Source organism: Streptomyces sp. NPDC008137 (assembly GCF_042957035.1).
Lineage (GTDB): Bacteria > Actinomycetota > Actinomycetes > Streptomycetales > Streptomycetaceae > Streptomyces.
This window is the reverse complement of record NZ_JBIBHN010000006.1, coordinates 13,162-39,258: the sequence shown is the minus strand read 5'-3', so window position 1 is coordinate 39,258 and position 26,097 is coordinate 13,162. Positions and strand designations below refer to the sequence as shown.

Here is a 26,097-nt window from a genome sequence, read left to right as displayed (position 1 = left end):
ACCGTTCGAGTGGCCGTTGCGGGCTTTTCCCGTTTGACACGGGGGCGGGCTGTACCGTCACACTCCGCAGCGTCACCCACGACCCAGCCCCGGGCAAGCGACTCCGGGGAGCCCCAGCGTCGACCGGAGAGAAGAGCGAAGTTGTCCCCGACCAGCGAGACCGCAGAGGGCGGCCGCCGACTCGTCATCGTCGAGTCGCCTGCCAAGGCGAAGACGATCAAGGGCTATCTCGGCCCCGGATACATCGTCGAGGCGAGCGTCGGGCACATCCGCGACCTTCCCAACGGCGCCGCGGAGGTGCCCGAGAAGTACACGGGCGAGGTCCGCCGCCTCGGTGTGGACGTCGACCACGACTTCCAGCCGATCTATGTGGTCAACGCCGACAAGAAGGCGCAGGTCAAGAAGCTCAAGGACCTGCTGAAGGAGTCCGACGAACTCTTCCTCGCCACCGATGAGGACCGCGAGGGCGAGGCCATCGCCTGGCACCTCCAGGAAGTCCTGAAGCCCAAGGTCCCGGTCAAGCGGATGGTCTTCCACGAGATCACCAAGGCCGCGATCCAGGCCGCCGTGGCCAACCCGCGCCAGCTCAACCAGAAGCTCGTCGACGCCCAGGAGACCCGCCGCATCCTCGACCGCCTCTACGGCTACGAGGTCTCGCCGGTCCTGTGGAAGAAGGTCATGCCGCGGCTCTCCGCGGGCCGTGTCCAGTCCGTCGCCACCCGGCTCGTGGTGGAGCGGGAACGCGAGCGCATCGCCTTTCGTTCCGCTGAGTACTGGGACCTGACGGGCACCTTCGCGACCGGCCGCGCCGGTGACTCGTCGGACCCGTCGTCGCTGGTCGCGCGCCTGCAGACCGTCGACGGCAGGCGGGTCGCGCAGGGCCGCGACTTCGACTCCCTGGGACAGCTGAAGAGCGCGAACACCCTCCACCTCGACGAGGCGAACGCCCGCGCCCTGGCCGCCGCCCTGGAGCAGACGCGGTTCGCCGTCCGCTCGGTCGAGTCCAAGCCGTACCGCCGCTCGCCGTACGCCCCGTTCCGTACGACGACGATGCAGCAGGAGGCCAGCCGCAAGCTCGGCTTCGGTGCGAAGGCCACCATGCAGGTCGCGCAGAAGCTGTACGAGAACGGCTACATCACCTACATGCGTACGGACTCCACGACCCTGAGCGATACGGCGGTCGCCGCCGCCCGCGCCCAGGTCACGCAGCTGTACGGCGCCGACTACCTGCCGCCGCAGCCGAGGACGTACGCCGGGAAGGTCAAGAACGCGCAGGAGGCCCACGAGGCGATCCGCCCCTCGGGTGATCGTTTCCGCACTCCCGCCGAGACCGGACTGACCGGCGACCAGTTCAAGCTCTACGAGCTGATCTGGAAGCGGACCGTCGCCTCTCAGATGAAGGACGCGACCGGCAACAGCGTCACGGTGAAGATCGGCGGCACGGCGGCCGACGGCCGGGACGTCGAGTTCAGCGCGTCCGGCAAGACGATCACCTTCCACGGCTTCCTGAAGGCCTACGTCGAAGGCGCCGACGACCCGAACGCCGAGCTCGACGACCGCGAGCGCCGGCTGCCCCAGGTCTCCGAGGGCGACGCCTTGAGCGCCGAGGAGATCACGGTCGACGGGCACGCCACCAAGCCCCCGGCCCGCTACACCGAGGCCTCCCTGGTCAAGGAGCTGGAAGAGCGCGAGATCGGCCGCCCGTCGACGTACGCGTCGATCATCGGCACGATCCTCGACCGCGGCTATGTGTTCAAGAAGGGCACGGCACTCGTCCCGTCCTTCCTGTCCTTCGCCGTGGTCAACCTTCTGGAGAAGCACTTCGGGCGGCTCGTCGACTACGGCTTCACCGCCAAGATGGAGGACGACCTCGACCGCATCGCCCGCGGTGAGGCGCGTGCCGTGCCGTGGCTGAAGCGGTTCTACTTCGGCGAGGACACGGGCGAGGGCGCGGGCCAGGGCGGTGCCGCCGACGCCGGCAACGGCGACGGGGACCACCTCGGCGGCCTCAAGGAACTGGTGACCGACCTGGGCGCGATCGACGCCCGCGAGGTGTCGTCGTTCCCCGTGGGCAACGACATCGTGCTGCGGGTCGGCCGCTACGGGCCGTACATCGAGCGCGGCGAGAAGGACACCGAGCAGCACCAGCGCGCCGACATCCCGGACGACCTGGCGCCGGACGAGCTCTCCGTCGACCTCGCCGAGGAACTGCTCGCCAAGCCGAGCGGCGACTACGAACTGGGCCCCGACCCGGCCACCGGCCACACGATCGTCGCCAAGGACGGCCGCTACGGCCCCTATGTGACGGAGATCCTCCCCGAGGGCACCCCGAAGACGGGCAAGAACGCGGTCAAGCCGCGTACGGCCTCCCTCTTCAAGACGATGTCCCTGGACACGGTGACGCTCGACGACGCCCTGAAGCTGATGTCGCTGCCGCGTGTCGTCGGCGCCGACGCCGAGGGCCAGGAGATCACCGCGCAGAACGGCCGCTACGGCCCGTACCTGAAGAAGGGGACGGACTCGCGCTCGCTCCAGGCGGAGGAGCAGCTCTTCACGATCACGCTGGAAGAGGCGCTGGCGATCTACGCCCAGCCGAAGCAGCGGGGCCGGGCGGCCGCCAAGCCGCCGCTGAAGGAGCTGGGCCCCGACCCGGTGAGCGAGAAGCCGGTCGTCGTCAAGGACGGTCGCTTCGGGCCGTACGTCACCGACGGCGAGACCAACGCGACCCTGCGCTCCGGCGACAGCGTCGAGGACATCACCCCGGAGCGCGGCTTCGAGCTGCTCGCCGAGAAGCGCGCGAAGGGGCCGGCGAAGAAGACCGCCAAGAAGGCGGCCAAGAAGGCCCCGGCGAAGAAGACGACGGCCAAGAAGACCGCGGCGAAGAAGACCACGACCGCGAAGAAGACCACGGCCAAGAAGACCACGACGGCGAAGAAGACGACGGCGAAGACGGCTGCCAAGACGGCGACCGCCTCGAAGCCGACGGAGGAGTGAGGCGGACCGAGGTGGGCTGAGGGGGACTGAGGTCCTTCCAGGACCTGTCCGGGAACCGGACCAGCAAGGTCCGGATCTTCGCCCAGGGTTCGGAAAGCGAACGCCCCGGCACACTTCGGTGTCGGGGCGTGCGCATGTCAGACCGGGCCCTCCAGGCTGTCGGTGGCTCCCGATAGGCTGAACGCATGACGCGAGCCGAGCACCCCACGGCCTCTCCGCCGGCCCCCGACGATGCCCTGGTCGCGGACTCCCGCGAGCGCGCCGTCCGCGCCCTGCTGCGCCGTCCGCAGTTGAAGCGGCTCTGGAGCGCACAGCTCGTGGGCGGCGTGGGCGACACCCTGGCCCTTCTCGTACTGGTCCTGCTCACCCTCCAGGCGGCTGTCGCCGAGGGCGCGTTCGGGGGCGGCTATCGAGGCGTGGCGTTCGCAGTGGCGACCGTTTTCGGGGTGCGCATCCTCGCGACGCTCCTCTTCGGCGCCGTGCTCCTCGGCCCGCTCACGGCGCTCACCTCCCAGGACGGCCCGCTCGACCGCCGCTGGACCATGGTCGGCGCGGACGGGCTGCGCGCCGCGCTGCTCATCGTCGCGCCGCTGTGGATCGACTGGATGCCCGAGGACGCGCTGGCCATGCTCCTCGTCACGGCCTTCGTGACCGGAGTCGCCGAGCGCTTCTGGACGGTGTGCCGCGAGAGCGCGGCCCCCGCGCTGCTGCCCGCGCCCCCGCCGGAAGGCGCGACGGTCCGGCCGCTGCCCGACCACCTGGACGCCCTGCGCCGGCTCTCGCTGCGCACCGGATTCGTCGCGATCCCGCTCGCGGCCGTCGTGCTCGTCGTCGCGGGCCTGTTCAACAACCTGCTGGGCGTCGGCATCGACTGGTTCGGCCAGCACCAGGCGGCCCTCGCCTCGTACGTGGCGGCCGGGCTGTTCGCCGCGTCCCTCTCCGTGCTGACCTTCCTGGAGCTGCCCGCCACACGCACCCCGCGCGCGCGGTCGCCGCTCGAGGGGCTGCGCCGTCCGAAGACCGGAACCGGCGCCGACAAGGGGCGCACCGGCGCGACGCCGCTGCTGGTGCTGGCCTGCGCGGCCGTCGCCGCCGCCGTGTCCGCCGCCGTCGCCGTGGCCGTGCTGCACGCCAAGGACCTGGGCGGCGGCCCGGTGCTGTACGGCCTGTTCGTGGGCGTGCTGACCGGCGGTGTCGTCGTCGGCATCCGTACGGCGCCCGCCCTGCTGCCCGCGCTGTCGCGCCGCCGGATGCTCGCGCTGGTGATCGCCTTCACCGGGATCGCGCTGCTGGCCGCCGGGCTGGTCCCGGACGTCACCACCGTGCTGCTGATCCTCGCCCTGGCCGGTGTCGGCGCGGGCGTCTCCGCCAACATCGGGCACACGCTGCTCGACCAGGAGACCGAGGAGTACCGGCGGCCGCGTACGACCGAGCACCTGCACGCGGTCGTCCGGGTCTGCGTGGCGCTCGCCGCGGTGGTCGCCCCGCTGGTGGCGGCCGCGATCGGGCCGCACCGGCTGGAGAGCGGCAAGTTCGTCTTCGCGCACGGCGGCGCGGCCTTCACTCTGATGCTCGCCGGCGCCCTGCTGCTGCCGGTCGCCGCGCTGGTGCTGGCCAAGGTCGACGACCGCTCCGGAGTGCCGCTGCGCCAGGACCTGCGCGACGCGCTGCTCCGCGGCGACGACCCGGATCAGGCGCCCGCGACCTCCGGTTTCTTCATCGCCCTGGAGGGCGGCGACGGGGCCGGCAAGTCCACGCAGGCCGAGGCGCTCGCCGAGTGGATCCGCGGCAAGGGCCACGAGGTCGTGCTGACGCGCGAGCCGGGGGCGACGCCGGTGGGCAAGCGGCTGCGGTCGATCCTGCTGGACGTGTCCAGCGAGGGCCTCTCGCACCGCGCCGAGGCGCTGCTCTACGCGGCCGACCGGGCCGAGCACATCGACACCGTCGTACGGCCCGCCCTGGAGCGCGGCGCGGTCGTCATCTCCGACCGGTACATCGACTCGTCCGTGGCCTACCAGGGCGCGGGCCGCGACCTGTCGCCGACCGAGATCGCCCGGATCAACCGCTGGGCCACGAACGGGCTCGTGCCGCATCTGACCGTGCTGCTGGACGTCGCGCCGGAGACCGCGCGCGAGCGGTTCACCGAGGCGCCCGACCGGCTGGAGTCGGAGCCCGCCGAATTCCACGCGCGCGTGCGGTCCGGCTTCCTGACCCTGGCCGCGGCCGACGCCGGGCGGTACCTGGTGGTGGACGCGGGCCAGGAGCCCGAGGCCGTCACGACCGTCATCAGGCACCGGCTCGACCAGGTGCTGCCGCTGTCCGAGGCCGAGATCAAGGCCCAGGAGGAGGCGCGGAAGAAGGCCGAGGAGGAGGCCCGCCGCAAGGCCGAGGAAGAGGCCGCCCGCAAGGCCGAGGAGGAGCGCCTGGAGCGCGAGCGCCAGGAGCAGCTGGCCCGGCTGCGCGCCGAGGAGGAGGAGCGCAAGCGGCGCGAGCTGGAGGAGGCACAGCGGCGCGAAGCCGAACGGCAGGCGGAGGAGGCCCGGCGACGGGCCGAGGAAGCGCAGCGGAAGGCCGAGGAGGAGCGGGCACGGCTCCTCGCGGAGGAGAAGGCCCGGGCCGAGGAGGAGGCCCGCCGCAAGGCCGAGGAGGACCGGCGCCGCAAGCAGGCCGAGGAAGAGGCCCGGCTGCGTGCCGAGGCGGAGGCGCTCCGCCTGGAGAAGCAGCGCAAGGCCGAGGCGGCGCTGCTGCGGGCCGAGGAGGCGCGCCGGCTGGCCGAGGCGGCGGCCGCGGCGGCGGAAGCGGGGCCGAAGAGTTCCGCCCAGGGCTCGGCCCAGGGTTCCGCTGCTCCGCAGGGCGCTTCTCGTACGTCGGCCGGTCAGGACGCGGCGACCGTGCCGACGCCCGTGGTGACACCGGAGAACGCCCCGGGTGGCTCCGGGGCCGGGTCTGGCTCCGGCGCTGGCTCCGGTTCCGGTACCGGTTCTGGTTCCGTCGACGAGACGACCGTGCTGCGCCGGGTGCGGGACGACGCCGAGGTGACGGCCGAGCTGCCGAAGCCGCCGGTACCGCCGACGGCGGGTGAGGAGACGGAGGTGCTGCCGCCGGTTTCTCCCCGGGCGGGCGACGAGACCGAGGTGCTGCCCGCGGTTCGCCCCGGCGCCGAGGAGCCGCCCACCTGGGCAGGGGACGAGACGGCCGTTCTGCCGCCCGTACGCGGGGACGAAGCGCCCGTACGCGGGGACGAACCGGCGGACCGGGTTCCGCCCGGGTACTTCCGGGACGACTCCCCGGCCTCCCGTCCCGACGGGACCGAGGACCGTACGCGTGAGCTGCCCCAGGTCGACGCCGAGGGCGAGCCGCGCCGCCGCCGGTCCGACTGGGCCGAGGAGACGCCGCTGGACGACCTGCCCTCACTGGCGGACGAGCTGCTCGGACCGCACGAGGACGAGCAGGACGAGGGCCGCGGGCGCCGTGGGAGGGGCCGGGGCCGCTGAGGCCCTGCCCGGCAGGCAGTCCCGGAGGATCACCCGGCCCCGGCCCGCAGAGGGCCGGGGCCGGATTGTCAGTGGCCGCCCCCACAATGGATTTCGCAGCGGCAGAACGATCCGCGGACGCGGCACAACGGTTCGCGGACGCGGCAGTACGGTCCAGGTCCGCGGACGCGGACGTGACGGAAGGGCGGCGTGACCCATGACCGTGTGGGACGACCTCGTCGGGCAGGAGAGGGTGAGCGAGCAGCTGGGCGCTGCCGCCAGGGACGCCGACGCCCTGGTCACCGCGGCCACGGCCGACACCCCTCCGCCCGAGGCGTCGAAGATGACCCACGCGTGGCTGTTCACGGGCCCGCCCGGAGCCGGGCGGAACCAGGCGGCGCGGGCCTTCGCGGCGGCCCTGCAGTGCGTCAGCCCCGACCGTGCCCTCGGCGGCTCCCCGGGCTGCGGCTTCTGCGACGGATGTCACACGGCACTGGTGGGCACGCACGCCGACGTCTCCACCGTGGCCGCGGTCGGCACCCAGATCCTCGCCGACGACATGCGCGACACCGTCCGCAAGTCGTTCACCTCGCCGGCGAACGGCCGCTGGCAGATCATCCTCGTCGAGGACGCCGAGCGGCTGAACGAGAAGTCGGCCAACGCCGTCCTCAAGGCGGTGGAGGAGCCCGCCCCTCGCACGGTCTGGCTGCTGTGCGCCCCCTCCGTCGAGGACGTCCTGCCGACCATCCGTTCCCGCTGCCGCCACCTGAACCTGAGCACGCCGTCGGTCGCCGCCGTCGCCGACATGCTGGTACGACGCGAGGGCATCGAGCCGGACGCCGCCGTCGCGGCGGCCCGCGCGACCCAGGGCCATGTCGACCGGGCCCGTCGTCTGGCCACCGACCCGGCCGCCCGCGAACGCCGTGCCGCCGTGCTGCGGATGCCGCTGCGCGTGGAGGAGGTCGGCGGAGCTCTCAAGGCCGCCCAGGAGCTGGTCGACGCGGCCGCCGAGGACGCCAAGCAGCTCGCCGAGGAGATGGACGCCAAGGAGACCGAGGAGCTGAAGGCCGCTCTCGGCGCCTCCCAGGGCGGCCGGATGCCACGCGGTACGGCCGGTGTGATGAAGGACCTGGAGGACAAGCAGAAGCGCCGCAGAACGCGCACTCAGCGCGACAGCCTCGACCTCGCCCTGACCGACCTCACGGCGTTCTACCGCGACGTCCTCGCCCTCCAGCTCGGCTCCCGCGTGGCCATCGCCAACGCCGACGCCGAGGACGCCCTGGAGCGCTTGGCCCGTAGTAGCTCCCCGGAGTCCACGCTCCGCCGCATCGAGGCGATCGCCGGCTGCCGCGACGCGCTCGACCGCAATGTGGCACCGCTGCTCGCGGTCGAGGCGATGACGATGGCGCTCAGAGCGGGCTGACACCCGGTGCGGCCGGGGACGCGAGGGACCGGACCCGGGATTGACGTTGTAACTCGTACGAGGCACGACACGCACGCACGGCACTCATTTCGTCGCGCAGAGTTACGCTCGCTGAATGCACACAAGGCGCACTCCCCGCACCGCCTCCCGCACCGCCTCCACCCCCGCTTCCCGCCACGCGGGCTCCGGCGGCGCCCACCGCAGGGCCCGGGGCGGAGTCAGGACCGCTGTCGGCCTCCTCGCCACGGCCGCGCTGCTGGTCTCGGCCTGCTCCTCGGGGAGCCCGACGACGTCCGCTGCCTCGGCGGCGGCGGAGCCGGCGGCGCTGGCCGCGCTGCCGAAGTCCGTCCCCGCGGCGCTCACGCCGTACTACGCGCAGAAGCCGGACTGGCGCGGCTGCGGCGTCCCCGGTTTCGAGTGCGCCACCGTCAAGGCGCCGCTCGACTACGCCCGGCCGTCCGCCGGTGACGTCCGGCTCGCTGTCGCCCGCAAGAAGGCCACGGGCGACCGGCTGGGCTCGCTGCTCGTGAACCCCGGAGGGCCGGGCGGTTCGGCGATCGGCTACATGGAGTCGTACGCCGGAATCGGCTACCCGGCCGAGGTCCGGGCCCGCTACGACATGGTGGCGGTCGACCCGCGCGGCGTGGCCCGCAGCGAGCCCGTCGAGTGTCTGGACGGGCCGGACATGGACACGTACACGCAGACGGACGTCACGCCCGACGACGGGAAGGAAGGCGACGGTCTGGTCGCGGCGTACCGGACGTTCGCCGAGGGCTGCGGCGCGGACGCGCCCAGGCTGCTGCGCCATGTGTCCACCGTGGAGGCGGCCCGGGACATGGACATCGTGCGGGCGGCGCTGGGCGACAAGAAGCTGAACTACGTCGGCGCCTCCTACGGCACGTTCCTCGGGGCGACGTACGCCGGGCTCTTCCCGGACCGGGCCGGCCGGCTGGTGCTGGACGGCGCGATGGACCCGTCGCTGCCCGCGCGGCGGCTGAACCTGGAACAGACGGCGGGCTTCGACACGGCCTTCCGGTCGTTCGCGCGGGACTGCGTACGGCAGAAGGACTGCCCGCTGGGCGGAGCGGGCACCTCGCCCGAGCGGGTGGGCAGGAACCTGAAGGCGTTCTTCGAGGAACTGGACGACCAGCCCATCGCCACCGGCGACCCCGACGGCCGCCGCCTCACCGAGTCGCTCGCCACGACCGGTGTGATCGCGGCCATGTACGACGAGGGTGCCTGGCCGCAACTGCGCGAGGCGCTGACCTCCGCGATGAAGGAGGACGACGGCGCCGGGCTCCTCGTCCTGTCCGACGGCTACTACGAGCGCGACGCCGACGGTGCCTACAGCAACCTGATGTTCGCCAACGCGGCGGTGAACTGCCTGGACCTGCCGCCCGCCTTCGACACCCCCGACCAGGTGCGCAGGGCGCTGCCGGACTTCGAGAAGGCGTCCCCCGTCTTCGGAGAGGGCCTCGCCTGGGCCTCGCTGAACTGCGCGTACTGGCCGGTGCACGCCACGGGCGAGCCGCGCCGCATCGAGGCTAAGGGCGCCGCCCCCATCGTGGTCGTCGGCACCACCCGCGACCCGGCGACCCCGTACCGCTGGGCCCAGGCCCTGGCCGGCCAGCTCTCCTCGGCCCGCCTCCTCACCTACGAGGGCGACGGCCACACCGCCTACGGCCGCGGCAGCGCCTGCATCGACCGCACGATCAACGCCTACCTCCTGCGCGGCACCCCGCCCGAGGACGGAAAGCGCTGCTCATAACCACTGCCCCCGGCCCCGGCGGGCCCGCCTCCGGGGCCGGTACGGAGCACCCTTCGAAACTGTGTAGACTTACCGTCGTTGCTGATCGCACCATTAGTGCGGACAGCGCGCCGCCTTAGCTCAGATGGCCAGAGCAACGCACTCGTAATGCGTAGGTCTCGGGTTCGAATCCCGAAGGCGGCTCCATGGTGAACCCCAGGTCAGGCCTATGACCTGGGGTTTATTTTTCGGGTGACCTTGGAATCCGGGCTAATCGGGCACCTGGCGTCTACGCATCGCAATGCGTAGGTCGGGGATTGACTGGCAGTGGGCGATTCGGTTCACAGGGCTGTGACCTGGCTGTTTGTTCTGAGATGCCGGTCAGTTCGGGTCTGTCGGGTTCGGTGTGGTGGCCATGTGGTGGCCATGTGGTGGCCAAGCGTGCAGCGATTGTGCGCATGGGTCCCGGTCTGCCGTGCGGTCACAGGCGTGCTTGGGGCCGCAGGGTTGTGCCATCCGGACAACCCCACGATCAACGTGCTCCACCTGGGGCACGATCGACAACCCGCTGGTAGAGCGACTCCTGCGCCTGTGACAGTTGGCGCTCGACAGGTCGTGCACAGCGTGGACCGGACCGGGGCGGCAGACGGTGATGGGGAACGCGGCGACGATCGTCTCGGTGCGCGCTGGGTGCAGGGCTTCCACGAGGTGTTGGTCTGCCCCTGTGGGTAGGCGACGTGCGGCTTGTCGAAGTCGACGGCGAAGGCGTCGGCCTGGTGGCCGTCGAGGGCCGGGGTCTGCGGGGAGGTGTCGGCCGGCAGCGGGGTGACCAGCGCGATGCCGTAGGTGGTCTTCGTCTCTGCTGGGAGCGCGGCCGAGGGGTGGCCGGAATCGAGGTAATGCTCGCTGGGCGGCAACTCGCGCTGTCAAGGGCCTGGTGGAGGGTGGCGGTCATGGCCAGGTCGGGGACGGGGCATGGGTGGTGGCCACGTTCGTGATCAGATTCGGTGGCGGGGTGTTGGTGCCCGGAACGACGGTTTGTTCACCGGGGGCGGTGCACGTCTCGGTGACATGGCTGCGGGGGCACCACCTTCGGGTGACGGGGGCGACCCATGCACCGTCGAAGCGCCCCGTCACGAGGGCATCAGGGAGTGCAGGCTGCCTGCAGCGGCCGACCCATCAGCCGGAGGCTTCGGTGCCGCGAGCCTCCGGCGGGGCCGCTGTCGGCAGGCACTCTCTTACAGGTCTTCGTCATCGACGATGGGTTCGGGGTCGCGGGTGTAGGCGAGGTCGAGGACGTAGCGTTCGGTGACGGGGCAGTTCTTCCACGCCTGGGTGAGGTGGTCTTCGAAGGTGTCGTCCGTGGGGTGGCCGAGGCTGCTCTCGTAGTAGTCGGCGGTCGCCTGGCGGCCTTCCCACCAGGCGTAACCTTCGTAGACGCCGGGGCGGGGCAGGGTCGTTTCTCCCGCGGGGCCGTACTCGAGTTGGTTGACGACGAGGATGCCGGTCTCGGACTCGATACTCACGGGGACATGGCCTTCCGCATCGGCGGGCGGGCCCGGCGGCGTGTCCCAGACACGGATGGCTACCTCGACGTCGATGTCGGGTTGCAGACTGCGGATGTACAGGTGGTAGCCGTTGCCGGCCACCACCTGCCTGCGGGCAGCGGCCATGGCCTCGTCGTCGCTCAGGTCGGCGTCGGCGTCGTACACCTCCACGACGCGGCGGGCCGGCGTGGCCTTGCACCTGTATTCGGCCAGGAGCGCCATGATGCCGCTGCCCTTCTGCTAGTTGGTGATCTTCATGTAGAAGGCGTCGCCGTCCAGGATCCGGTTGAGGGTGTACATCTGGTCGAGCCTGCGGCCGCCGGTCTCATTGTCGTCGCCGTCGATCAGCCGGACGGAGAACCGGTTGTCACCCTTGGTGGAACCTTCCTTCGTGGAGGCGAAGGGGTACTCGTCGCACTGAAGGTCGGTGCCCGTGTAGTCCCCCCATACCTTCCCGCATTCCTTGATCGAGCGGGTGCGGTTGTTCTTCTGCTTCTCCTTGTCGACCAGCCGGTGCAGCGGTTCCTTCGCTCCCGGGACGCTCTTGCCGGGCCAGGAGGGGAAGGTGCGCTCGGGGCGGTTCAGGGCGTCGTAGATGTGCAGGGCGCTTTCGTTGACCGCCGGGTCCTTCTGGCTCATCACGAGTTCCACACGGGCCTTGGTGAAGACCGTGCCCTTGAACTTGCCCGCGACCTTTCCGGCGTAGTCGTAGCGGACGCTGGAGTTGTAGACGTTGCTTCCTCCGGTGAAGGGGGCGGAGTTGGGGGAGCTGGCGCTCAGGTCCATGGCGACGGTCGAGAAGACGCGCTGCTGGTTGCCCTGGTCGAACAGGGCGCCCTTGTCCGGGGAGGTGTAGGTGAGGTTCCAGTGGGGCTGGGTGTCCCACACGCCGAGCAGTTCGTCACGGTTCACGGTCTGCGGCGCGGTCACCTGCGGGTCAGCATCGCTGTTGGATGCGTTGACGCTGTGGTGGAAGTGCTGGCCGATCCGCCACTTCGTGGCGTCCTCGGTGGGTATGGGCTGGACCCATATGTTCTCGATGCTGGCGACATAGTCGACGCGCCGGCTGCCGTCGTAGGCGAAGCCGAGGACCCATTGGTCGAACTTGAGGCGGCCGAGCGTGGTGGTGCCCCTGACGTCCCGCAGGACGAGGTCGAAGGGGCGCTTCTGGCAGCTTTCGAAGCGGGACTTGAGCCAGCCGGTGGCGGTCCTGGCCGCCGCCGCGTGGTTGGCGCACTGCTGGCGCAGATCCTGTTGGTCGCCGGGAGCCGGGTCGGCCGCCGTCTGCCGCGTCACGGACTTCGATCCGTGGGATCGGGCGTATTCGGCGTACGGGATGGGCTGGTCGAGGCCGCGCAGTTCGTCGGCGGGGATGGACGCGGCGTCGACGAACGCTGTGCCCGCGGGGGCCGGGTCGTTCGTGGCCGGGGCTGCGTGGGTGGCGGTGGTGGTGGCCGCGGTGAGCAGTGTCAGCGCCGCGGTGGTGGCGGTGGCGCGGGCGAAACGTATGAGTGCGGTGCGTATGTTCACCAGTGGACTCCTTGCGGGCGTGCGGAAGCGGCGGGGCATCTGCGGCATGTCGTGATGACGGTGGTCACGAGGCATCGCAGAGGTCGCCCCAGCACGCCTCCAACAGGGCGCCGGTGTATGCGGAGTAGCGGGCGGTGAACCCGTCGAAGCGGCGGTCGGCGCGCTGCAGACCGGGGGTGGAGCTGGTGGAAGTCACCGTCCAGGCGGCGTCGCCGCTGCCATCGGCCGCGTTTGCGCGAGTTTCCAGCGCAGCGGGTGAAGCGGGTGAAGTGGGCGGCTCGACGGCGACGGCGTCGCCCGGGACGTCGAAGGCGGCTGCTGCCCGGGCCCGGACGTCGGCGGCCGAGACGTCCGTGCCGGCTGCGGCGTCCTCCAGTGCCCCGCCCGACGGCAGAGCGGCGGCGTTGCAGACCCGCAGGGTGACAACGCACTCCGACAGGCCGGGCACGGTGCTCAGGCAGTTGTCGGGGTCGTTCTCCAGGCAGGCTTGCAGAGCCTGCTGGTCCACGCCGTTGAACGTGGCGGGCAGATCGGCCGTGGCAGCATCCCGGGGGTGCGCTGGGGCAGCGGGCGCGGCAGCCGGGGAAGCGGCGGCGGCCTGTCGGCGCGGCTTGCTCACCGTCCACTGGGTGAACTTGCTGTTGTCGGTCAGCTTGGTGGTGAAGCAGCTCGGCGGTTTATGGGTCGTGCTGCACACGGGAAGCGTGACGGACTTGGCCACATTCGCTGTCGCCACCTGCTGCCACGCCTTGTTCCCGGTCATGAACTGCATGCGGTTCGCGATCGAGGGGATGTTGATGTACTTCGGTCCCATCACCTCGAGACCGACGTCGACGCGGTTGGTGTTGCCGCCCAGCACCTTGAGCTGTTTGGTGGTGGAGCCGACCTTGTTGAAGTCGTAGAGCACGTCCCACTGGTTGCCGCTGTCCTGGCGGACGGTCATGTAGGTGTGGTTGCGCTTGTCCGGCTTGGTAGGGTTGACCCCGGCCTTGATGGCTGTCGTGCGACCGCCGCTGGTGGTCAGCTCCGACCAGCGCGGCCCGTAGGTGTGGGTGGTCTTCCCCGTCTTCTCCGCGTACAGGCCGATCTCGATGTTGGGGGCCAGCGGACTGCTCGACGTGTTCGGGCTGACGCGCAGGTAGTTGGCCGCCTGCACGGTCGCTGAGCCGGTGTCGACCTGATCGAAGGTGATCGGTATGTTGCGCCAGGTGGCGAAGCCGCCGATCATCGGCTCGCCCGGTTGGCTGCACGTCATCGCCCAGAAGGTGATGCGGGCGTTGTAGAGGCCGGTGCAGGCTTCCTTGGGTGCGGCGGCACTGGCCGACGGGGCGGTGCCGAGAACGGTGAGTGCGGTGACCCCGGCGCATACCGAAGCCAAGAATCTCGCGCGCGAACGCGACAAGGTTCCCCCTAGGAACGATCAAGAATGGTCACAGGGGAACCTACAGTCACTCCTTTCCCAACTTGTCTGTTAATGAGATGAGTTGACTTAATCATGATGCGTGATACGCGTCATGCTGCCACAGCAAACGCACAGGACCCCGGACGGTTTCCGGTCTCCACGTGCTCTTTCGTCAGTGTTTTTCCCGGATCCCGAAGCGGTTCTACTGCTCCGGCTCGTGCCTGCTGCTGAGCGCGGGTGGGGAGCAGTCGTCCCGTCATCCTGGCGATCGCGTCGGCAATGGCCGGCGCCCGGCGACGACCGACTCGGCGATCACCTGCTGCAACTCGGGGACGGCGATGGTGTAGAGGTCGGCGCGCACGCCGAGCGCGGCTCGGCCGGCGGCGGGCCGGTGCGCACCCGACACGTAGGCCGCCTTGAAGCGGACCATTTCGTCGGTGCCGTACTTCAGGCAGCCCGAACCCGGGACGTTCGGTAGGTCCGGCCGGCGCCCATATGTCTCAGGCGCCGAGTCGACCCTCCGATGCCCGAGGCGGGCGCCGCAACGACTCCCTTCGAGAGTCACGCCAAGCCGCCGGTCCGGCGAGCCGTCGAGTGGACATCGATCGACTCAGTGGCCACCTGGTGATCTTCAGCCGAGCCGACCAGCCGCCGACCGAACAGTCGCCGGAACAGCCCGCCAGAGGGGCGGCACGGTTTACGCTGAAGAGGCTTCCTACGGAGCCATTCGCCGGGGGGTAGACGACCACCCGCCGGAAGGGCTGTAGGAGGCCGACAACCCCGGTACCCTGGCTTCTTGTCACCTGCGGTGCACGTTTCGGTGGCCAGCCGGTGGCCGGACGCCTTTGGGCGACGTAATACGAGGTAGCACAGACCAATCAGCCGGACGTGCTCTGATCAGGAAGAACGTCACTCAGCAGCACGAACGGGCACCACGCAGCACGAACGCTCACGGTCTCGTAATGCGTAGGTCTCGGGTTCGAATCCCGAAGGCGGCTCCACAATGCCCAGGTCACATAGCTTGTGACCTGGGCTTTTTGCGTGCTGTTGACTGATTGCGGTGCGTGGTCGGAAATGTGCCCGGCGTCATGCGTGAGCGGGCGTGCACGCGCTCCGCGCATGCGTCAGATTTTGATGATCTCGATCGCGGGGCCGCAGAGGAGGCTGATGTCCTCCGGGTCCGAGGTGAGGACGGTGACTGGTCCCGGCGCGGAGCGTGCGATGGCCGCGAGGACGGCGTCAATGGCGTACTTGTGGCCGCTGAGGCGGTGGCCCCGCAACAGCACCGCGGCCTGATCGGTGACGCTCTTGGTGACGTCATGGACGTCGATCCGGGAGAGTACCCACCGGATGCGGGCGGGGTGGATGCGCTCGTAGTCCGCCTCGAGAGTGGTCATGGCGGTCGTGGCCACTCGGATGCCCTCTTCCGAGGCTGCCTGGACGAGGGTCAGGACGGTGCGGTCCTTGAGGAACAGCTTGGACAGGCCCTCGCTGTCGAGGAGGAGCGTGCCGGGCATCAGGCTGCGGCACCGCCTGAGGCGCGCTGGTCGTGGCGTAGTGCGGCGCGGGCCGCTTCGATCTCTTCTCGGGACAGGGGGTCGTTGTCGGTCTCGAAGTCGGCGACGATCTCACGAAGTTTGTCCATGGCCACACGTTGCTCGAGGGCCTCGGCCACGTAGGCGGAGAAGCCGCCAGGGCCTACGTGGGTGCGGACGGCCTCGGCGAGGTCTTCGGGGAGGCTGATCGAGTACTTCTTGCTACCACTCATGGTCCTGATCCTACCGGAGGTGGGGTGATTCTCTCCATGCGAAGCGAAGGCCTGACCCGGTCGTAGGTCTCGGGTGCGAATCCCGAAGGCGGCTCCACCGGGACCCCAGGTCAGTCAAGTCTGACCTGGGGTTTCTTCGTGCGGTGCGGCCGTGTCAGCGGGCGGCTTCCCGCTCCACCGGCAGCCACAGCTCGGCGTCCGCCCGTGTCCCGTCCGGCGAGAGTTCGGTTCGGAGGAGCTCCGGGCCGGGGCGGCTGCGGTACGGGTTGGACGGGAACCACTCGGTGAAGACGTCTCGCCAGAGGTGCTGGATGGCCTCGGGGGCCGGGCCGGAGGTGGTGAAGACCGCCCAGGTGCCGGGTGGGACGGGGAGCTGTGTGGTGCCTTCCGGGGCCGGGGATGAGGTGATCACCCCGTGGTAGTAGTCGAGTTCCGTCCCCTCGGCCCGGCTCGGGTCCAGGTCGTCGCAGACCGCGATGATGCCCTGGGGGTCCTGGTCGGAGAGTTGCCTCAGGTGTTCCAGGGCCGGCTTGTCGAGGCCGCGGACGAAATTGATGATCGACTCGTTGGGGCCTGAGTGGATCAGGGGGATCCGGGTCTTGAAGCCGGTGACGGTGAAGGCCGGGCGGTTCACCACTCGGTAGTGCATGCTGCTGCTCCCTTCGACGGTGAGGCGGAAGGTCAGCCGGGGCTGGGAGACGAGTGCGGCGCCGGTGCGCCGGGCCTCGCCCGGGCCCACGCCGTGCATCGTGCGGAACGCCCGTGCGAACGCCTCGCCGGAGCCGTAGCCGTAGCGCACCGCGATCTCCAGCAGCGTCTCGCTGCCCGCCAGCACCTCCGCGCCCGCGACGGTGAGCCGCCGGCGCCGGATGTACTCCGACAGGGGCATGCCTGCCAGTGCGGAGAACATGCGGCGCAGGTGGTACTCCGAGGTGGCCGCGATCCGCGCCAGTTCCACGGCGTCGACCGAGTCGTCGAGGTGGCGCTCGATGTGGTCCATGGCCTGGTTGAGTCGCTCCAGCACGCCCGGTTCCTTCCTTTTTCGCGCCTCTTCGGTGTCCACCACGCTAGGGAGGGCGCCCCCTGCCGGACCCGACATCCTGTGCCCGATCGGGTCGGGTGCCGGTTCGGCCGAACGAGTCAGGCGGACCGTCGTCCGGCAGGCGTATTTAAGGGGGCCTTACCGTGAACGGCTAGCATCGCCCGTCGACCCGTCAGTTGCCGACCGTGATGAGGTGAGGACATGGGGGCGCCCAGGATCGCCGTCGCCGTGGTGACGATGGGCAATCGGCCCGAGGAGGTCGACGCGCTGCTCCGGTCCGTGGCCAAGCAGGACGTGCCGCCCGAGCGGATCGTGATCGTCGGCAACGGCTGCCCGCTGCCCGAGTTCGCCCGGCGGCTGTCGCTGCCCGGTGAGGTCACACCGGTCGAACTCGACGAGAACCTCGGGTGCCCCGGTGGACGGAACGCGGCCCTGGCGCGGCTGCGGGAGTTCGGTGACGTCGACGTCGTCATCGACCTGGACGACGACGGGCTGCTCGTGGACGCCGATGTGCTGCGCCGTGTGCGGGAGCTGTACGCCGCCGACGAACGGCTCGGCATCGTCGGGTTCCGCATCGCCGACGAACTCGGCGAGACGCAGCAGCGGCACGTGCCCCGGATCGGCGGCTCGGACCCCATGCGGGGCGGCTACGTCACCGGGTTCCTCGGTGGCGGGCACGCGCTGCGGATGGCGATGCTCGACGAGGTCGGCGACTGGCCCGCCGAGTTCTTCTTCGCCCATGAGGAGACCGACCTGGCCTGGCGCGCGGCCGACGCGGGCTGGCACATCCTCTACGCGCCCGAACTGCTGCTCCAGCACCCGAAGACCTCGCCCGCCCGGCACGCCATCTACTACCGCGTGAACGCCCGCAACCGGGTCTGGCTGGCCCGGCGCCGGCTGCCGGTCGCGCTCGTTCCCGTCCATCTGGGCGTGTGGGTGCTGCTCACCCTGGCCCGGAACCGTTCCGCCGCCGGGCTGCGTGCCTGGTTCGGCGGATTCCTGGAAGGCGTACGGGAGCCGGCGGGCGAGCGGCGGCCCATGCGCTGGCGCACGGTGTGGCGGCTCACGCGGCTGGGGCGACCGCCCGTCATCTGACGCTGAAGCCGGAGTGGTGGGGCGGTGGGGCGGGAATGCGGTGGGGCGGGGATTGAGTGGGCCCCGGCCGTTCACCTCCGCCGACCGGGACCCGGAACCGGCCGCGGCGGCGACACTCCCCCGAGTGGCGCGTCGAGACGCGCACGCCGCCGGACCAGGTCCGACGTAGTGATCACATCAGGTTGCGCCAACGGATCGCTAACATATGGCCAACAGTTGGCCAGGGGGCGGACATTCGTCGAGGGCGGTGACTTGGGGAGGCGGGGGAGCGATGGCGGCATCTCCCTGCTCGGGCCGTGACGAGAGCGCGGCAGGCTCCGGGGAGCGGTGTGCGCTGCGGTTCGGGTTGCTCGGGCCGCCGGGGCTCTACGACGCCGGTGGAGGCGGCAGGAGCGAGGCGCGGGGCATCGCGAGCCCCAAGGTGCGGGCGCTGCTCGCCGCGCTGTTGCTCGACGCCGGGCGCGTCGTCTCCGCCGCGTCGCTCAAGGACGCGCTGTGGGGCGGGGCTCCGCCCGCTTCCGCCCAGGCCTCGCTCCACAATCACGTAGCCCGGCTACGGCGCCTGCTCGACGATCCCGAACGGCTGCGGACCGTGCCGTCCGGCTATGTGCTGCGCGTCGAGGAGGGCGAGCTGGACGTCCACGTGTTCGACGCCCGGGTCGCCGCGGCGCGTACCGCGCATGCCGGCCGGGACTGGGAGCGGGTCGTCCGCGAGTGCCTGGCCGCGCTCGCGCTGTGGCGGGGCGCACCGCTCGCCGGGCTGCCGTCCGAGGCGGGCGGGTACGCCTTCGTGCGGCGGCTGCGCGAGGCACGGCTACTGCTCCTGGAGTGGCGCTACGACGCCGAGTTGGCCCTGGGCGGCCCTCGGGCCGACGGGCTCGTGCCGGAGCTGGCGGCGTTGGCCGCCGAGTATCCGCTGCGGGAGGTGTACCACCGGCAGCTCATGCTCGCCCTGCACCGCACCGGCCGCACCGCCGAGGCCCTGGCCGTCCATCACGAGCTGCGCACCCGCCTCGTCGAACGGCTCGGTATCGAGCCGGGGCCGGGGGTGCGCGAGGCGCATGTGGAGGTGCTGCGGGGGGCCGTGGGGAGCGGTGATCCGGGGAGCGGTGATCCGGGGGCCGGCGGTCCGGCGGGTGGTGGTCAGGGGGCCGGCGGTCCGGCGGGTGGTGATCCGGGGGCCGGCGGTCCGGCGGATGGTGGTCAGGGGGCCGGTGGTCCGGCGGGTGGTGGTCCGGAGGATGGTGGTGGCGGGGGCCTCCCGTCCTCCGCGCGCCCCGCACGGCGTTCCGTCGCCGTGGCGCCCTCACCTGCTCAACTGCCGCCGCCACCGGCGCATTTCACGGGGCGCGCCGGTGTGCGTGACTCCCTGCGACGTGTCCTCACGACGCCGGGGGACCACCCCACCGCCGTCCTCAGCGGCATGGCCGGCGTCGGCAAGAGCGCGCTCGCGCTGCACGTCGCGCACGAAGTGGCGGAGCGTTTCCCCGATGGGCAGCTCTACCTCAATCTGCACGGTGCCACCCCGGGCATGGCCCCTCTGACCCCCGGTCAGGCGCTCGCGGCCCTGCTGCGTGATCTGGGCGTCGAGCCCTGCCGTATTCCCGAATCCCCGGACGCGGCATCGGCGTTGCTGCGGTCCCTGCTCGCGCCGACCCGGACGCTCCTGGTGCTGGACGATGCCGCGAGCGCCGCGCAGGTGCGGCCGTTGCTGCCGGGTGGTGCGCGGTGCGCGGTGATCGTGACCGGACGTTCGCCGCTGACCGCCCTGGACGGTGTGACCCGCTTTCCGCTCGCCCCGCTCACGGACGAGGAGAGCGCCGAACTCCTGCGCAGGGCCTCGGGCCGGGCCGACCGGCACCCTCAGCGGGGCCCTGGCCCGGGCACTCTCGACGCCCGTCACCCCCTCGTCGCCCTCACCGGCAGGCTCCCGCTGGCCCTGCGGGTCGTCGCCGCTCGGCTTGCCGCCCGGCAGGCCCTCAGCCCGGACGTCCTCGCCGGTCAACTGGCTGCGGCGGATGAGCGGTTGCACCACCTGGAGTACGACGACCTGAGCGTCCGCCGGTCCCTGGCCGTCGCGCACGACGCGCTCGCCGCCTCCGAGCGCGAGGCAGACCGGGACGCGGCTCTCGCCCTGCGCCGTATCGGCGCGCTCGACCTGCCCACGTACGGCGTCCCGCTGCTGGCCCGTCTCACCGGCACGGGCGAACGGCGTGCCGAGGCCGCCCTCGACCGGCTCGTGGACGTCGCTTTGCTGGAGGAGACGGCGTACGGCCGGTACGAGCCGCACGACCTGGTGCGTGTCTTCGCGCGTGAACGGGCCGGTGAGACGGCTGGTGAGACGGCTGGTGAGGGGGCCGGGGACGACGTCGTCGAGACGGCCCTGTGCTGGTACGCGGCCGTCGCCGAGCGCGTTCTCGTCGCGATCGTCGAGCCAGGGCTCGATCAGGACGACCGCCGCCGGCTCACCGCGGGGGCGCCGGACGGGCTCGCGCTCGCCCATGCCGACGCCGTCCCCTCCTTCGACAGCCGCGAGGACGCCTTCGCCTGGGGAGACAGGGAGCTGGCGAACCTCGTCACCCTGGTCGGGCGGCACGCGGACGACCCTTGCCGGCGGCGGGCGGGGCTGGTCTCCGCCGTCGTCCGGCTGATCTTTCCCTATGCGCATCGCAGGGGGCGCGTCGCCGAGATGGAGGTGCTCGGGTGGGCCGGCCTCGCCGTGGCGCGGCGGCTCGGTGACCGGGCGGCGGAGGGGTGCGCGCTGGTCGACCTCGCCGGACTGCACTTCCTGACCGGCCGGCACAACGAGGCCCTCGCCCTCAACGACCGTGCGCTCGCCCTCTGGCGGCGGCTGGACCACCCGTCCTGGATCCGCCGCTGCCTCAACAACCGCGGACTGCTGCTCGACGGGCTCGGCCGGCACGCCGAGGCGAGTGAGGCGCTGCTGCTGAGCCTGGAGTACGCGCGGCAGCTGGACGACCCGTACGGCGAGGCCGTCACCCACAGCCATCTCGGCAACCTCTACGAGCACACCGACGCGCGGGCCGCCATCGAGCAGCACCGGCGGTCGCTCGCCATCGGGGACGACATCGGTGCCGTCCTCGTGCGGCACTCCGCGCACTGCAACATCGGCTACGCCCATCTGCGGCTCGGCGAACCGGCCGCGGCCCTTCCGCACTTCGAGGAGAGTCTGCGCATCCTCGGCAGCCAGGGCGACTGGCACGGCGAGTCCCAGACCCGGCTCGGGCTGGTCCGGGCCCTGCGGCTGCTGGGGCGCACCGGGCGGGCCGCCCGCGAGTGCGCCGAGCTGCTGGACAGGGCCGACGCCCGCGCCGACCGCTACACCGGCGGTCTCGCCCGCCACCAGCGCGGGCTGCTGCTGCGGGAGCGGGGGCGGCCCGAGGCGGCGCACGAGGAGTGGCGCTCGGCGCTCGCGGCGCTGGACGGGACGGACGAGCAGACGGTGGTCACGGAACTCCGCGAACTGCTGGCCCTGGCCGACTGATCAACCGGCCGGTGCCGGGGCGCTGTTCAGCGGCCGGGCTCCGGTGGGTGCGCACGTGCGGGTCTGCGGCCTTCCGGTCTGCGGCCTATCTCGGTGCGCGGGTCCTCGGCTGTCGGTTTCCGGCGGGTCCTGGCGTGCTGTTCTCGGGTCGGGCTCCCGGTGGGTGCGCACCTGCGGGTCTGCGGTCTTCCGGTCGTCGGCCTGCCCCGGTGCGCGGGTCCCCGGCAGGCGGTTCCCGGCCGGGCGCGCCGGAAACGAGCGGGCCGGAAACGAGCGGGCCGGAAACGGGCGGGCCGGAAACGGGCGGGCCGGGACCGGCCTTCCCGGACGGGGCGCGGCCGATGCCCGCCCCCCCGGGCAACCCCCGCCCCTCACTTGGCATCCGCATAGCACTCCACCACCGCCGTAGTGAACGGAAACCGCACTGGCGTCTGGCCGAAGGTCAGTCGGCCGGCCAGGGACGCGGCGTCCTGGATCGCCGCGACGACCGCTGCCGCTTCCTCCTCGGGGCAGTGCACGATCACCTCGTCGTGCTGGAAGAAGACAAGTTCGGCCGAGAGGTCCGCGCAGGTCCGGCGCAGTGCGGCGAGCAGGAGCAGGGCCCAGTCGGCGGCGCTGCCCTGGACGACGAAGTTGCGGGCGAAGCGGCCGCGGGCGCGGGCGTTGGTGGAGGCGTAGCCGGGCACCCAGGGGGTGGCGGAACCGGGCTGGTCGTCGTCGGCGACGGGGATGCCGGCCTCCTCCGTCGCGTCGTCCGTTCCACGCGCCGCGGGCGGGCAGGTCCGGCCGAGCCAGGTCCGCACCAGCCGGCCCTCCTCGCCGGCGCGGGCCGCGTCGTCGACGTACGCCACCGCCCTGGGGAAGCGGCGTCTGAGCGCGGCGAGGTTCTTCAGGCCGTCGCCGGAGGTCTGGCCGTAGACCGCGCCGAGCACGGCGAGTTTGGCCTGGGTGCGGTCACCGGAGAAGGCGCGGTCGGAGACGGCCTGGTACAGGTCGGTCTCCCGGCCGGCCACCTCCATCAGCCCGGGGTCGCGGGAGATCGCGGCGAGGACGCGCGGTTCCATCTGGTCGGCGTCGGCGACGACGAGCCGCCAGCCGGGGTCGGCGACCACGGCCCGCCGGATCACCTTGGGGATCTGGAGCCCGCCCCCGCCGTTGGTCACCCAGCGCCCGGTCACCGTCCCGCCCGCCAGGAACTCGGGTCTGAACCGCCCCTCGCGCACCCAGTCCTGGAGCCAGGACCAGCCGTGGGCGACCCAGACGCGGTACAGCTTCTTGTACTCGATCAGGGGTTTCACGGCCGGGTGGTCGACGGTCTCGATCTCCCAGCGGCGGGTCGAGGAGACCTTGACGCCGGCCTGTGCGAAGGCCTTGATGACGTCGGCCGGCAGGTCGGGGCGGACCCGGCGGCCGAATGCCGTGGACACCTCGTCGGCCAGTTCGGCCAGCCGGCGGGGCTCGCCGCCGCCCGCGTACCGGTCGCCCAGCAGGTCGTGCAGGACAGCCCGGTGCCCCTCGGCGCTCCACGGCAGACCGGCGCGGTTCATCTCGGCGGCCACCAGCATGCCCGCCGACTCGGCCGCCGTGAGCAGCCGCATGCGGTCGGGGTGCTCGGCGCTCTCGTGCCGCCGCTGCTGCTCGGCGTAGACCGCGAGGAGGTCCGGCAGGGGGAGCGGGACGCCCTGCGGCTCGAACAGGGAGGACTGCGAGCCCGGTTCGGCGGAGCGCTGGGGCGGATCGGGCGGTACGAGGCCGCCGCGCAGCCGGGCCAGGGCGGCCGCGGCCGAGCGGGGTTCCCCGTACCGCCCCTCGTGGCCGAGGAGGAGGTTCTCGGCGGCCTCGATGTCGTAACACCGCTCGACTCGCACCCCCGTGGCGAGCAGGCGCGGGTAGACCTCGGCGGTGGACCGCCACACCCACCGCGTGACGCCGGGACGGCTCCGCACGGCCTCGGCGGGATCCGTCTCCCGCCGCACCGGCCCGGCGGGCAGCCCGTCCGGACCGAGGGGGGCGACGTCCACGCTACCGTCCTCGGCCGGAGCCAGCGCCCACCGGTCGGTCATGCCGCGAGTCTGACAGGGGGGTCTGACAACGCCCCCCGGTCGCCGCGTCGGCGGGCGCCCGTCAGGCCCCGTCCGGCGTCTCCCGCTGCGCCAGCATGATCTTCTCCAGCACCGTCACGACGTACTGCTCGGTCCGCTCCTTGCTGATGCCGAGGCCGCTGAGGACGCCCTCGCCGTTCTCGTGCTCCAGCAGGGCCAGCAGGATGTGCTCGGTGCCGATGTAGTTGTGGCCGAGGCGCAGGGCCTCGCGGAAGGTGAGCTCCAGGACCTTCTTGGCGGCCTGGCCGTACGGCACGAGTTCCGGGGCCTCCTCGACGGCGGGCGGGAGCGCCGCCGTCGCCGCCTCGCGCAGCGCGTCGAGGGTCACGCCCTGGACGGTGATCGCCTTCGCTGCGAGCCCCTCCGGCTCGGCCAGCAGACCGAGGGCGAGGTGCTCGGGCAGGCCCTCGGCGTTGCGCGCGGACCTGGCCTCGTTGTGCGCGGCCATCACCGTGTTGCGGGCGCGGGGCGTGTAGCGGTTGAAGCCCTGGCTCGGGTCGAGGTCGGCCGACTCCTTCGGCACGAAGCGCTTCTGCGCGGCCTGCCGCGTGACCCCCATGCTCTTGCCGATGTCCGTCCAGGAGGCGCCCGAGCGCCGGGCCTGGTCCACGAAGTGGCCGATCAGATGGTCGGCCACCTCACCGAGGTGATCGGCGGCGATCACCGCGTCCTGGAGCTGTTCGAGGGGTTGTGAACTGTTGTCGAAGTAGTGAGTCGTAGTGATCTCTGGTGGGTGTGAGTGAGTGCTGGGGGTGGCTTCGCTTGGGCGATACGGGCCGTTCTGCTCCGCATGCGGTGTGTTCTGAGTCCGCCGCGAGGAAGGAACAAGAGTTCTTGGGTCGAATGGGTGACCTTTGCGAAGGGTGCTCGTTGAGTTTTGTGAACGAGGTTCTTTCGGGTTGGGTGGGGGTGAACGGGTGGGATGCGGCGGTGCTGACCGAAGTCGGAATGTTCCTGGGCTCGCTGGCGGCTGGTGATCTCGCGGAGCGTTCCCGGCGGGGGCTCGGGCATGATGCCGCATCGTGGGCGGTGCGCAAGCAGGAGCTGACGGGCAGGTCGTCGGCGCGCTGGGCGGGCAGTATCACCAAGGCCACCCATGACCAGTGGGCGCTGGCCCGGCGCGGACAGGCCGCCCACCGGACCTGGCTGCGGGAGCAGATCGCCGCGATCGAGGCACGGCTGGCCAGGCCCCTGCGCGCCAAGGCGGACAAGCGGGCAGGACTGGTGCGCGGCTATGCCACCCGCGGCGAGTGGCATGCCAAGGCGCGCCGCCTGCACGCGTTGAAGAACCGCCTCGCGGGGGTGGAGGCGGACTGGGCGGCGGGCCGGGTGCACGTGGTGCGCGGCGGCAAACGCCTCGCCCGCACCCGCCACCACCTGGAAGCGGCCGGGCTGGACGAGCAGGCGTGGCGGGAACGCTGGCGGGCGGAGCGGATGTTCCTGGCCGCCGACGGGGAGTCCGGCAAGCGGTTGGGCAACGAGACCATCCGCATCACCGACACCGGACAGGTTTCGATCAAGCTCCCGGCCGCGCTGGCCCACCTGGCCAACGCAGCGCACGGCCGGTACCTGCTGGGTGCGACCGTGGCGTTCAAGCACCGAGGGCAGGAGTGGCGCGACCGGATCACCTCGAATCGGGCGGTGGCCTACCGCATCCACCACGATGTGCTGCGCGGACGCTGGTATGTGACCGCGTCCTGGCAGCGCGCCGCCGCCCCCGTCCTGCCGCTCCAGGCTGCGCTGGCCCGGGGCGTGGTGGGGGTGGACATGAACAACGACCACCTGGCCGCCTGGCGACTGGATGTGCACGGTAATCCGGTGGGTGAACCCCAGCGCTACTACTACGACCTGAGCGGCAGCGCCGATCACCGGGACGCGCAGATCCGGCACGCGCTGACCCGGCTGCTGCACTACACCCGCCGTTGCGGGGCGGCCGCGATCGCGATCGAGGACCTCGACTTCACCGCAGGCACCAGTCGGGAGAAGCACGGCCGCAACAAATGCTTCCGCCGCCTGATCTCCCGCTTCCCCACCGCGAAACTCGAGGCACGGCTGGTGTCGATGGCGGCCGAGCAGGACATCGCGATCGTCGCGGTCGGTCCCGCCTATACCAGCCGGTGGGGTGCCCAGCACTGGCAGAAACCGCTGGCCACCCCGGCCCGCACAGTGTCCCGGCACGATGCGGCGAGCATCGCGGTCGGGCGACGCGCCCTCGGGCATTCGATCAGGCGACGGACGGCACCGCCCCCACACGACCAGAGTGATCGTGTGGGGCATCGGACCGTCCAGGCCCGACCGGAGACCCGACGGCGTGAGGAAACCCGCCCCCACCCACCCGGACCGCGCACCAGATGCGCGCCGCCGGGCCGTGGAGCGAAAGCGGGCGACCAGGGTGCCCAAAACCGTTCGGGGTACCCGGCTGAGCACGAGTCCTGGCAACAAGACTCACTCCCGCTCAGTCTTTAGGAA

Annotated in this window: 15 protein-coding genes, 2 tRNA genes and 1 pseudogene; 9 read left to right on the top strand and 9 right to left on the bottom strand. The window is 71.6% G+C overall.

Annotated features, from left to right (window positions below):
- The first annotated feature begins 141 nt into the window (after positions 1-141).
- The 5 genes from topA to ACFZBT_RS11800 all read left to right on the top strand — a co-directional run bounded on the left by topA (position 142) and on the right by ACFZBT_RS11800 (position 9,844).
- Entirely contained in the window at positions 142-2,994 is a 2,853-nt protein-coding gene (topA, locus tag ACFZBT_RS11820) for a type I DNA topoisomerase (protein ID WP_391101569.1), read from the top strand.
- 185 nt (positions 2,995-3,179) lie between these two features.
- Positions 3,180-6,488 carry a dTMP kinase gene (gene tmk, locus ACFZBT_RS11815; protein WP_391101567.1) on the top strand — a complete coding sequence of 1,103 codons (3,309 nt, stop codon included), beginning with the start codon at positions 3,180-3,182 and terminating at the stop codon, positions 6,486-6,488.
- A gap of 196 nt (positions 6,489-6,684) precedes the next feature.
- Entirely contained in the window at positions 6,685-7,890 is a 1,206-nt protein-coding gene (locus tag ACFZBT_RS11810) for a DNA polymerase III subunit delta' (RefSeq protein WP_391101564.1), read from the top strand.
- A gap of 115 nt (positions 7,891-8,005) precedes the next feature.
- A complete protein-coding gene (locus tag ACFZBT_RS11805; RefSeq protein ID WP_391101562.1) occupies positions 8,006-9,658 on the top strand; it encodes an alpha/beta fold hydrolase in 1,653 nt (550 codons plus the stop codon).
- A 109-nt stretch (positions 9,659-9,767) separates the two neighbouring features.
- Positions 9,768-9,844, top strand: a tRNA-Thr gene (locus ACFZBT_RS11800).
- A 1,031-nt stretch (positions 9,845-10,875) separates the two neighbouring features.
- On the opposite strand, the gene ACFZBT_RS11795 is transcribed toward ACFZBT_RS11800, so the two are convergent.
- The 4 genes from ACFZBT_RS11795 to ACFZBT_RS11780 form a co-directional block, all read right to left on the bottom strand.
- On the bottom strand, positions 10,876-11,406 hold the full coding sequence (locus ACFZBT_RS11795; protein WP_391101560.1) for a hypothetical protein: 531 nt from the start codon (positions 11,404-11,406) through the stop codon (positions 10,876-10,878).
- An 18-nt stretch (positions 11,407-11,424) separates the two neighbouring features.
- A complete protein-coding gene (locus ACFZBT_RS11790) occupies positions 11,425-12,714 on the bottom strand; it encodes a NucA/NucB deoxyribonuclease domain-containing protein (RefSeq protein WP_391101558.1) in 1,290 nt (429 codons plus the stop codon).
- A gap of 64 nt (positions 12,715-12,778) precedes the next feature.
- Positions 12,779-14,092, bottom strand: coding sequence for a hypothetical protein (locus ACFZBT_RS11785; RefSeq protein ID WP_391101556.1), 1,314 nt, complete (start codon positions 14,090-14,092; stop codon positions 12,779-12,781).
- Positions 14,093-14,372: 280 nt separating this feature from the next.
- A complete protein-coding gene (locus ACFZBT_RS11780; protein ID WP_391101554.1) occupies positions 14,373-14,522 on the bottom strand; it encodes a hypothetical protein in 150 nt (49 codons plus the stop codon).
- Positions 14,523-15,032: 510 nt separating this feature from the next.
- On the opposite strand from ACFZBT_RS11780, the gene ACFZBT_RS11775 reads away from it, so the two are divergent.
- Positions 15,033-15,117 (top strand) — tRNA-OTHER (locus ACFZBT_RS11775).
- Positions 15,118-15,240: 123 nt separating this feature from the next.
- Here ACFZBT_RS11775 and ACFZBT_RS11770 read toward each other — a convergent pair.
- From ACFZBT_RS11770 to ACFZBT_RS11760, 3 genes are all read right to left on the bottom strand, one after another.
- Positions 15,241-15,633: a type II toxin-antitoxin system VapC family toxin gene (locus ACFZBT_RS11770; protein WP_391101552.1), complete on the bottom strand. Its 393-nt coding sequence runs from the start codon at positions 15,631-15,633 to the stop codon at positions 15,241-15,243.
- Entirely contained in the window at positions 15,633-15,884 is a 252-nt protein-coding gene (locus tag ACFZBT_RS11765; RefSeq protein ID WP_391101549.1) for a hypothetical protein, read from the bottom strand. The genes ACFZBT_RS11770 and ACFZBT_RS11765 overlap by 1 nt, the downstream gene beginning before the upstream one ends.
- Before the next feature lie 154 nt (positions 15,885-16,038).
- The gene (locus ACFZBT_RS11760) at positions 16,039-16,908 is read right to left on the bottom strand and encodes a helix-turn-helix domain-containing protein (RefSeq protein ID WP_391101547.1); all 870 of its coding nucleotides are present in this window, start codon (positions 16,906-16,908) and stop codon (positions 16,039-16,041) included.
- 219 nt (positions 16,909-17,127) lie between these two features.
- Between ACFZBT_RS11760 and ACFZBT_RS11755 the strand changes: the two genes are divergently transcribed.
- Complete coding sequence (locus tag ACFZBT_RS11755; RefSeq protein WP_391101545.1) at positions 17,128-18,021, top strand: glycosyltransferase; 894 nt, start codon at positions 17,128-17,130, stop codon at positions 18,019-18,021.
- A 271-nt stretch (positions 18,022-18,292) separates the two neighbouring features.
- On the top strand, positions 18,293-21,526 hold the full coding sequence (locus ACFZBT_RS11750) for a BTAD domain-containing putative transcriptional regulator (RefSeq protein WP_391101543.1): 3,234 nt from the start codon (positions 18,293-18,295) through the stop codon (positions 21,524-21,526).
- A gap of 371 nt (positions 21,527-21,897) precedes the next feature.
- On the opposite strand, the gene ACFZBT_RS11745 is transcribed toward ACFZBT_RS11750, so the two are convergent.
- Positions 21,898-23,589 (bottom strand): bifunctional 3'-5' exonuclease/DNA polymerase, encoded by a 1,692-nt coding sequence (locus tag ACFZBT_RS11745; protein ID WP_391101540.1) that lies wholly within the window; start codon positions 23,587-23,589, stop codon positions 21,898-21,900.
- Between the two features lie 61 nt (positions 23,590-23,650).
- A pseudogene (locus tag ACFZBT_RS11740) lies at positions 23,651-24,319 on the bottom strand (Clp protease N-terminal domain-containing protein); the annotation flags it as partial.
- A gap of 257 nt (positions 24,320-24,576) precedes the next feature.
- Between ACFZBT_RS11740 and ACFZBT_RS11735 the strand changes: the two are divergent.
- Positions 24,577-26,094, top strand: coding sequence for an IS200/IS605 family accessory protein TnpB-related protein (locus tag ACFZBT_RS11735; RefSeq protein ID WP_391101538.1), 1,518 nt, complete (start codon positions 24,577-24,579; stop codon positions 26,092-26,094).
- Positions 26,095-26,097 lie beyond the last annotated feature (3 nt).

What these genes read in the sequence shown, in the direction of transcription:
- ACFZBT_RS11750 (WP_391101543.1), top strand. Translation starts at nt 18,293, where the DNA reads ATGGCGGCATCTCCCTGCTCGGGCCGTGACGAGAGCGCGGCAGGCTCC.
- ACFZBT_RS11770 (WP_391101552.1), bottom strand. Translation starts at nt 15,633, where the DNA reads ATGCCCGGCACGCTCCTCCTCGACAGCGAGGGCCTGTCCAAGCTGTTC.
- ACFZBT_RS11745 (WP_391101540.1), bottom strand. Translation starts at nt 23,589, where the DNA reads ATGACCGACCGGTGGGCGCTGGCTCCGGCCGAGGACGGTAGCGTGGAC.
- ACFZBT_RS11765 (WP_391101549.1), bottom strand. Translation starts at nt 15,884, where the DNA reads ATGAGTGGTAGCAAGAAGTACTCGATCAGCCTCCCCGAAGACCTCGCC.
- tmk (WP_391101567.1), top strand. Translation starts at nt 3,180, where the DNA reads ATGACGCGAGCCGAGCACCCCACGGCCTCTCCGCCGGCCCCCGACGAT.
- ACFZBT_RS11810 (WP_391101564.1), top strand. Translation starts at nt 6,685, where the DNA reads ATGACCGTGTGGGACGACCTCGTCGGGCAGGAGAGGGTGAGCGAGCAG.
- ACFZBT_RS11755 (WP_391101545.1), top strand. Translation starts at nt 17,128, where the DNA reads ATGGGGGCGCCCAGGATCGCCGTCGCCGTGGTGACGATGGGCAATCGG.
- ACFZBT_RS11805 (WP_391101562.1), top strand. Translation starts at nt 8,006, where the DNA reads ATGCACACAAGGCGCACTCCCCGCACCGCCTCCCGCACCGCCTCCACC.
- ACFZBT_RS11795 (WP_391101560.1), bottom strand. Translation starts at nt 11,406, where the DNA reads ATGGCGCTCCTGGCCGAATACAGGTGCAAGGCCACGCCGGCCCGCCGC.
- ACFZBT_RS11735 (WP_391101538.1), top strand. Translation starts at nt 24,577, where the DNA reads ATGTTCCTGGGCTCGCTGGCGGCTGGTGATCTCGCGGAGCGTTCCCGG.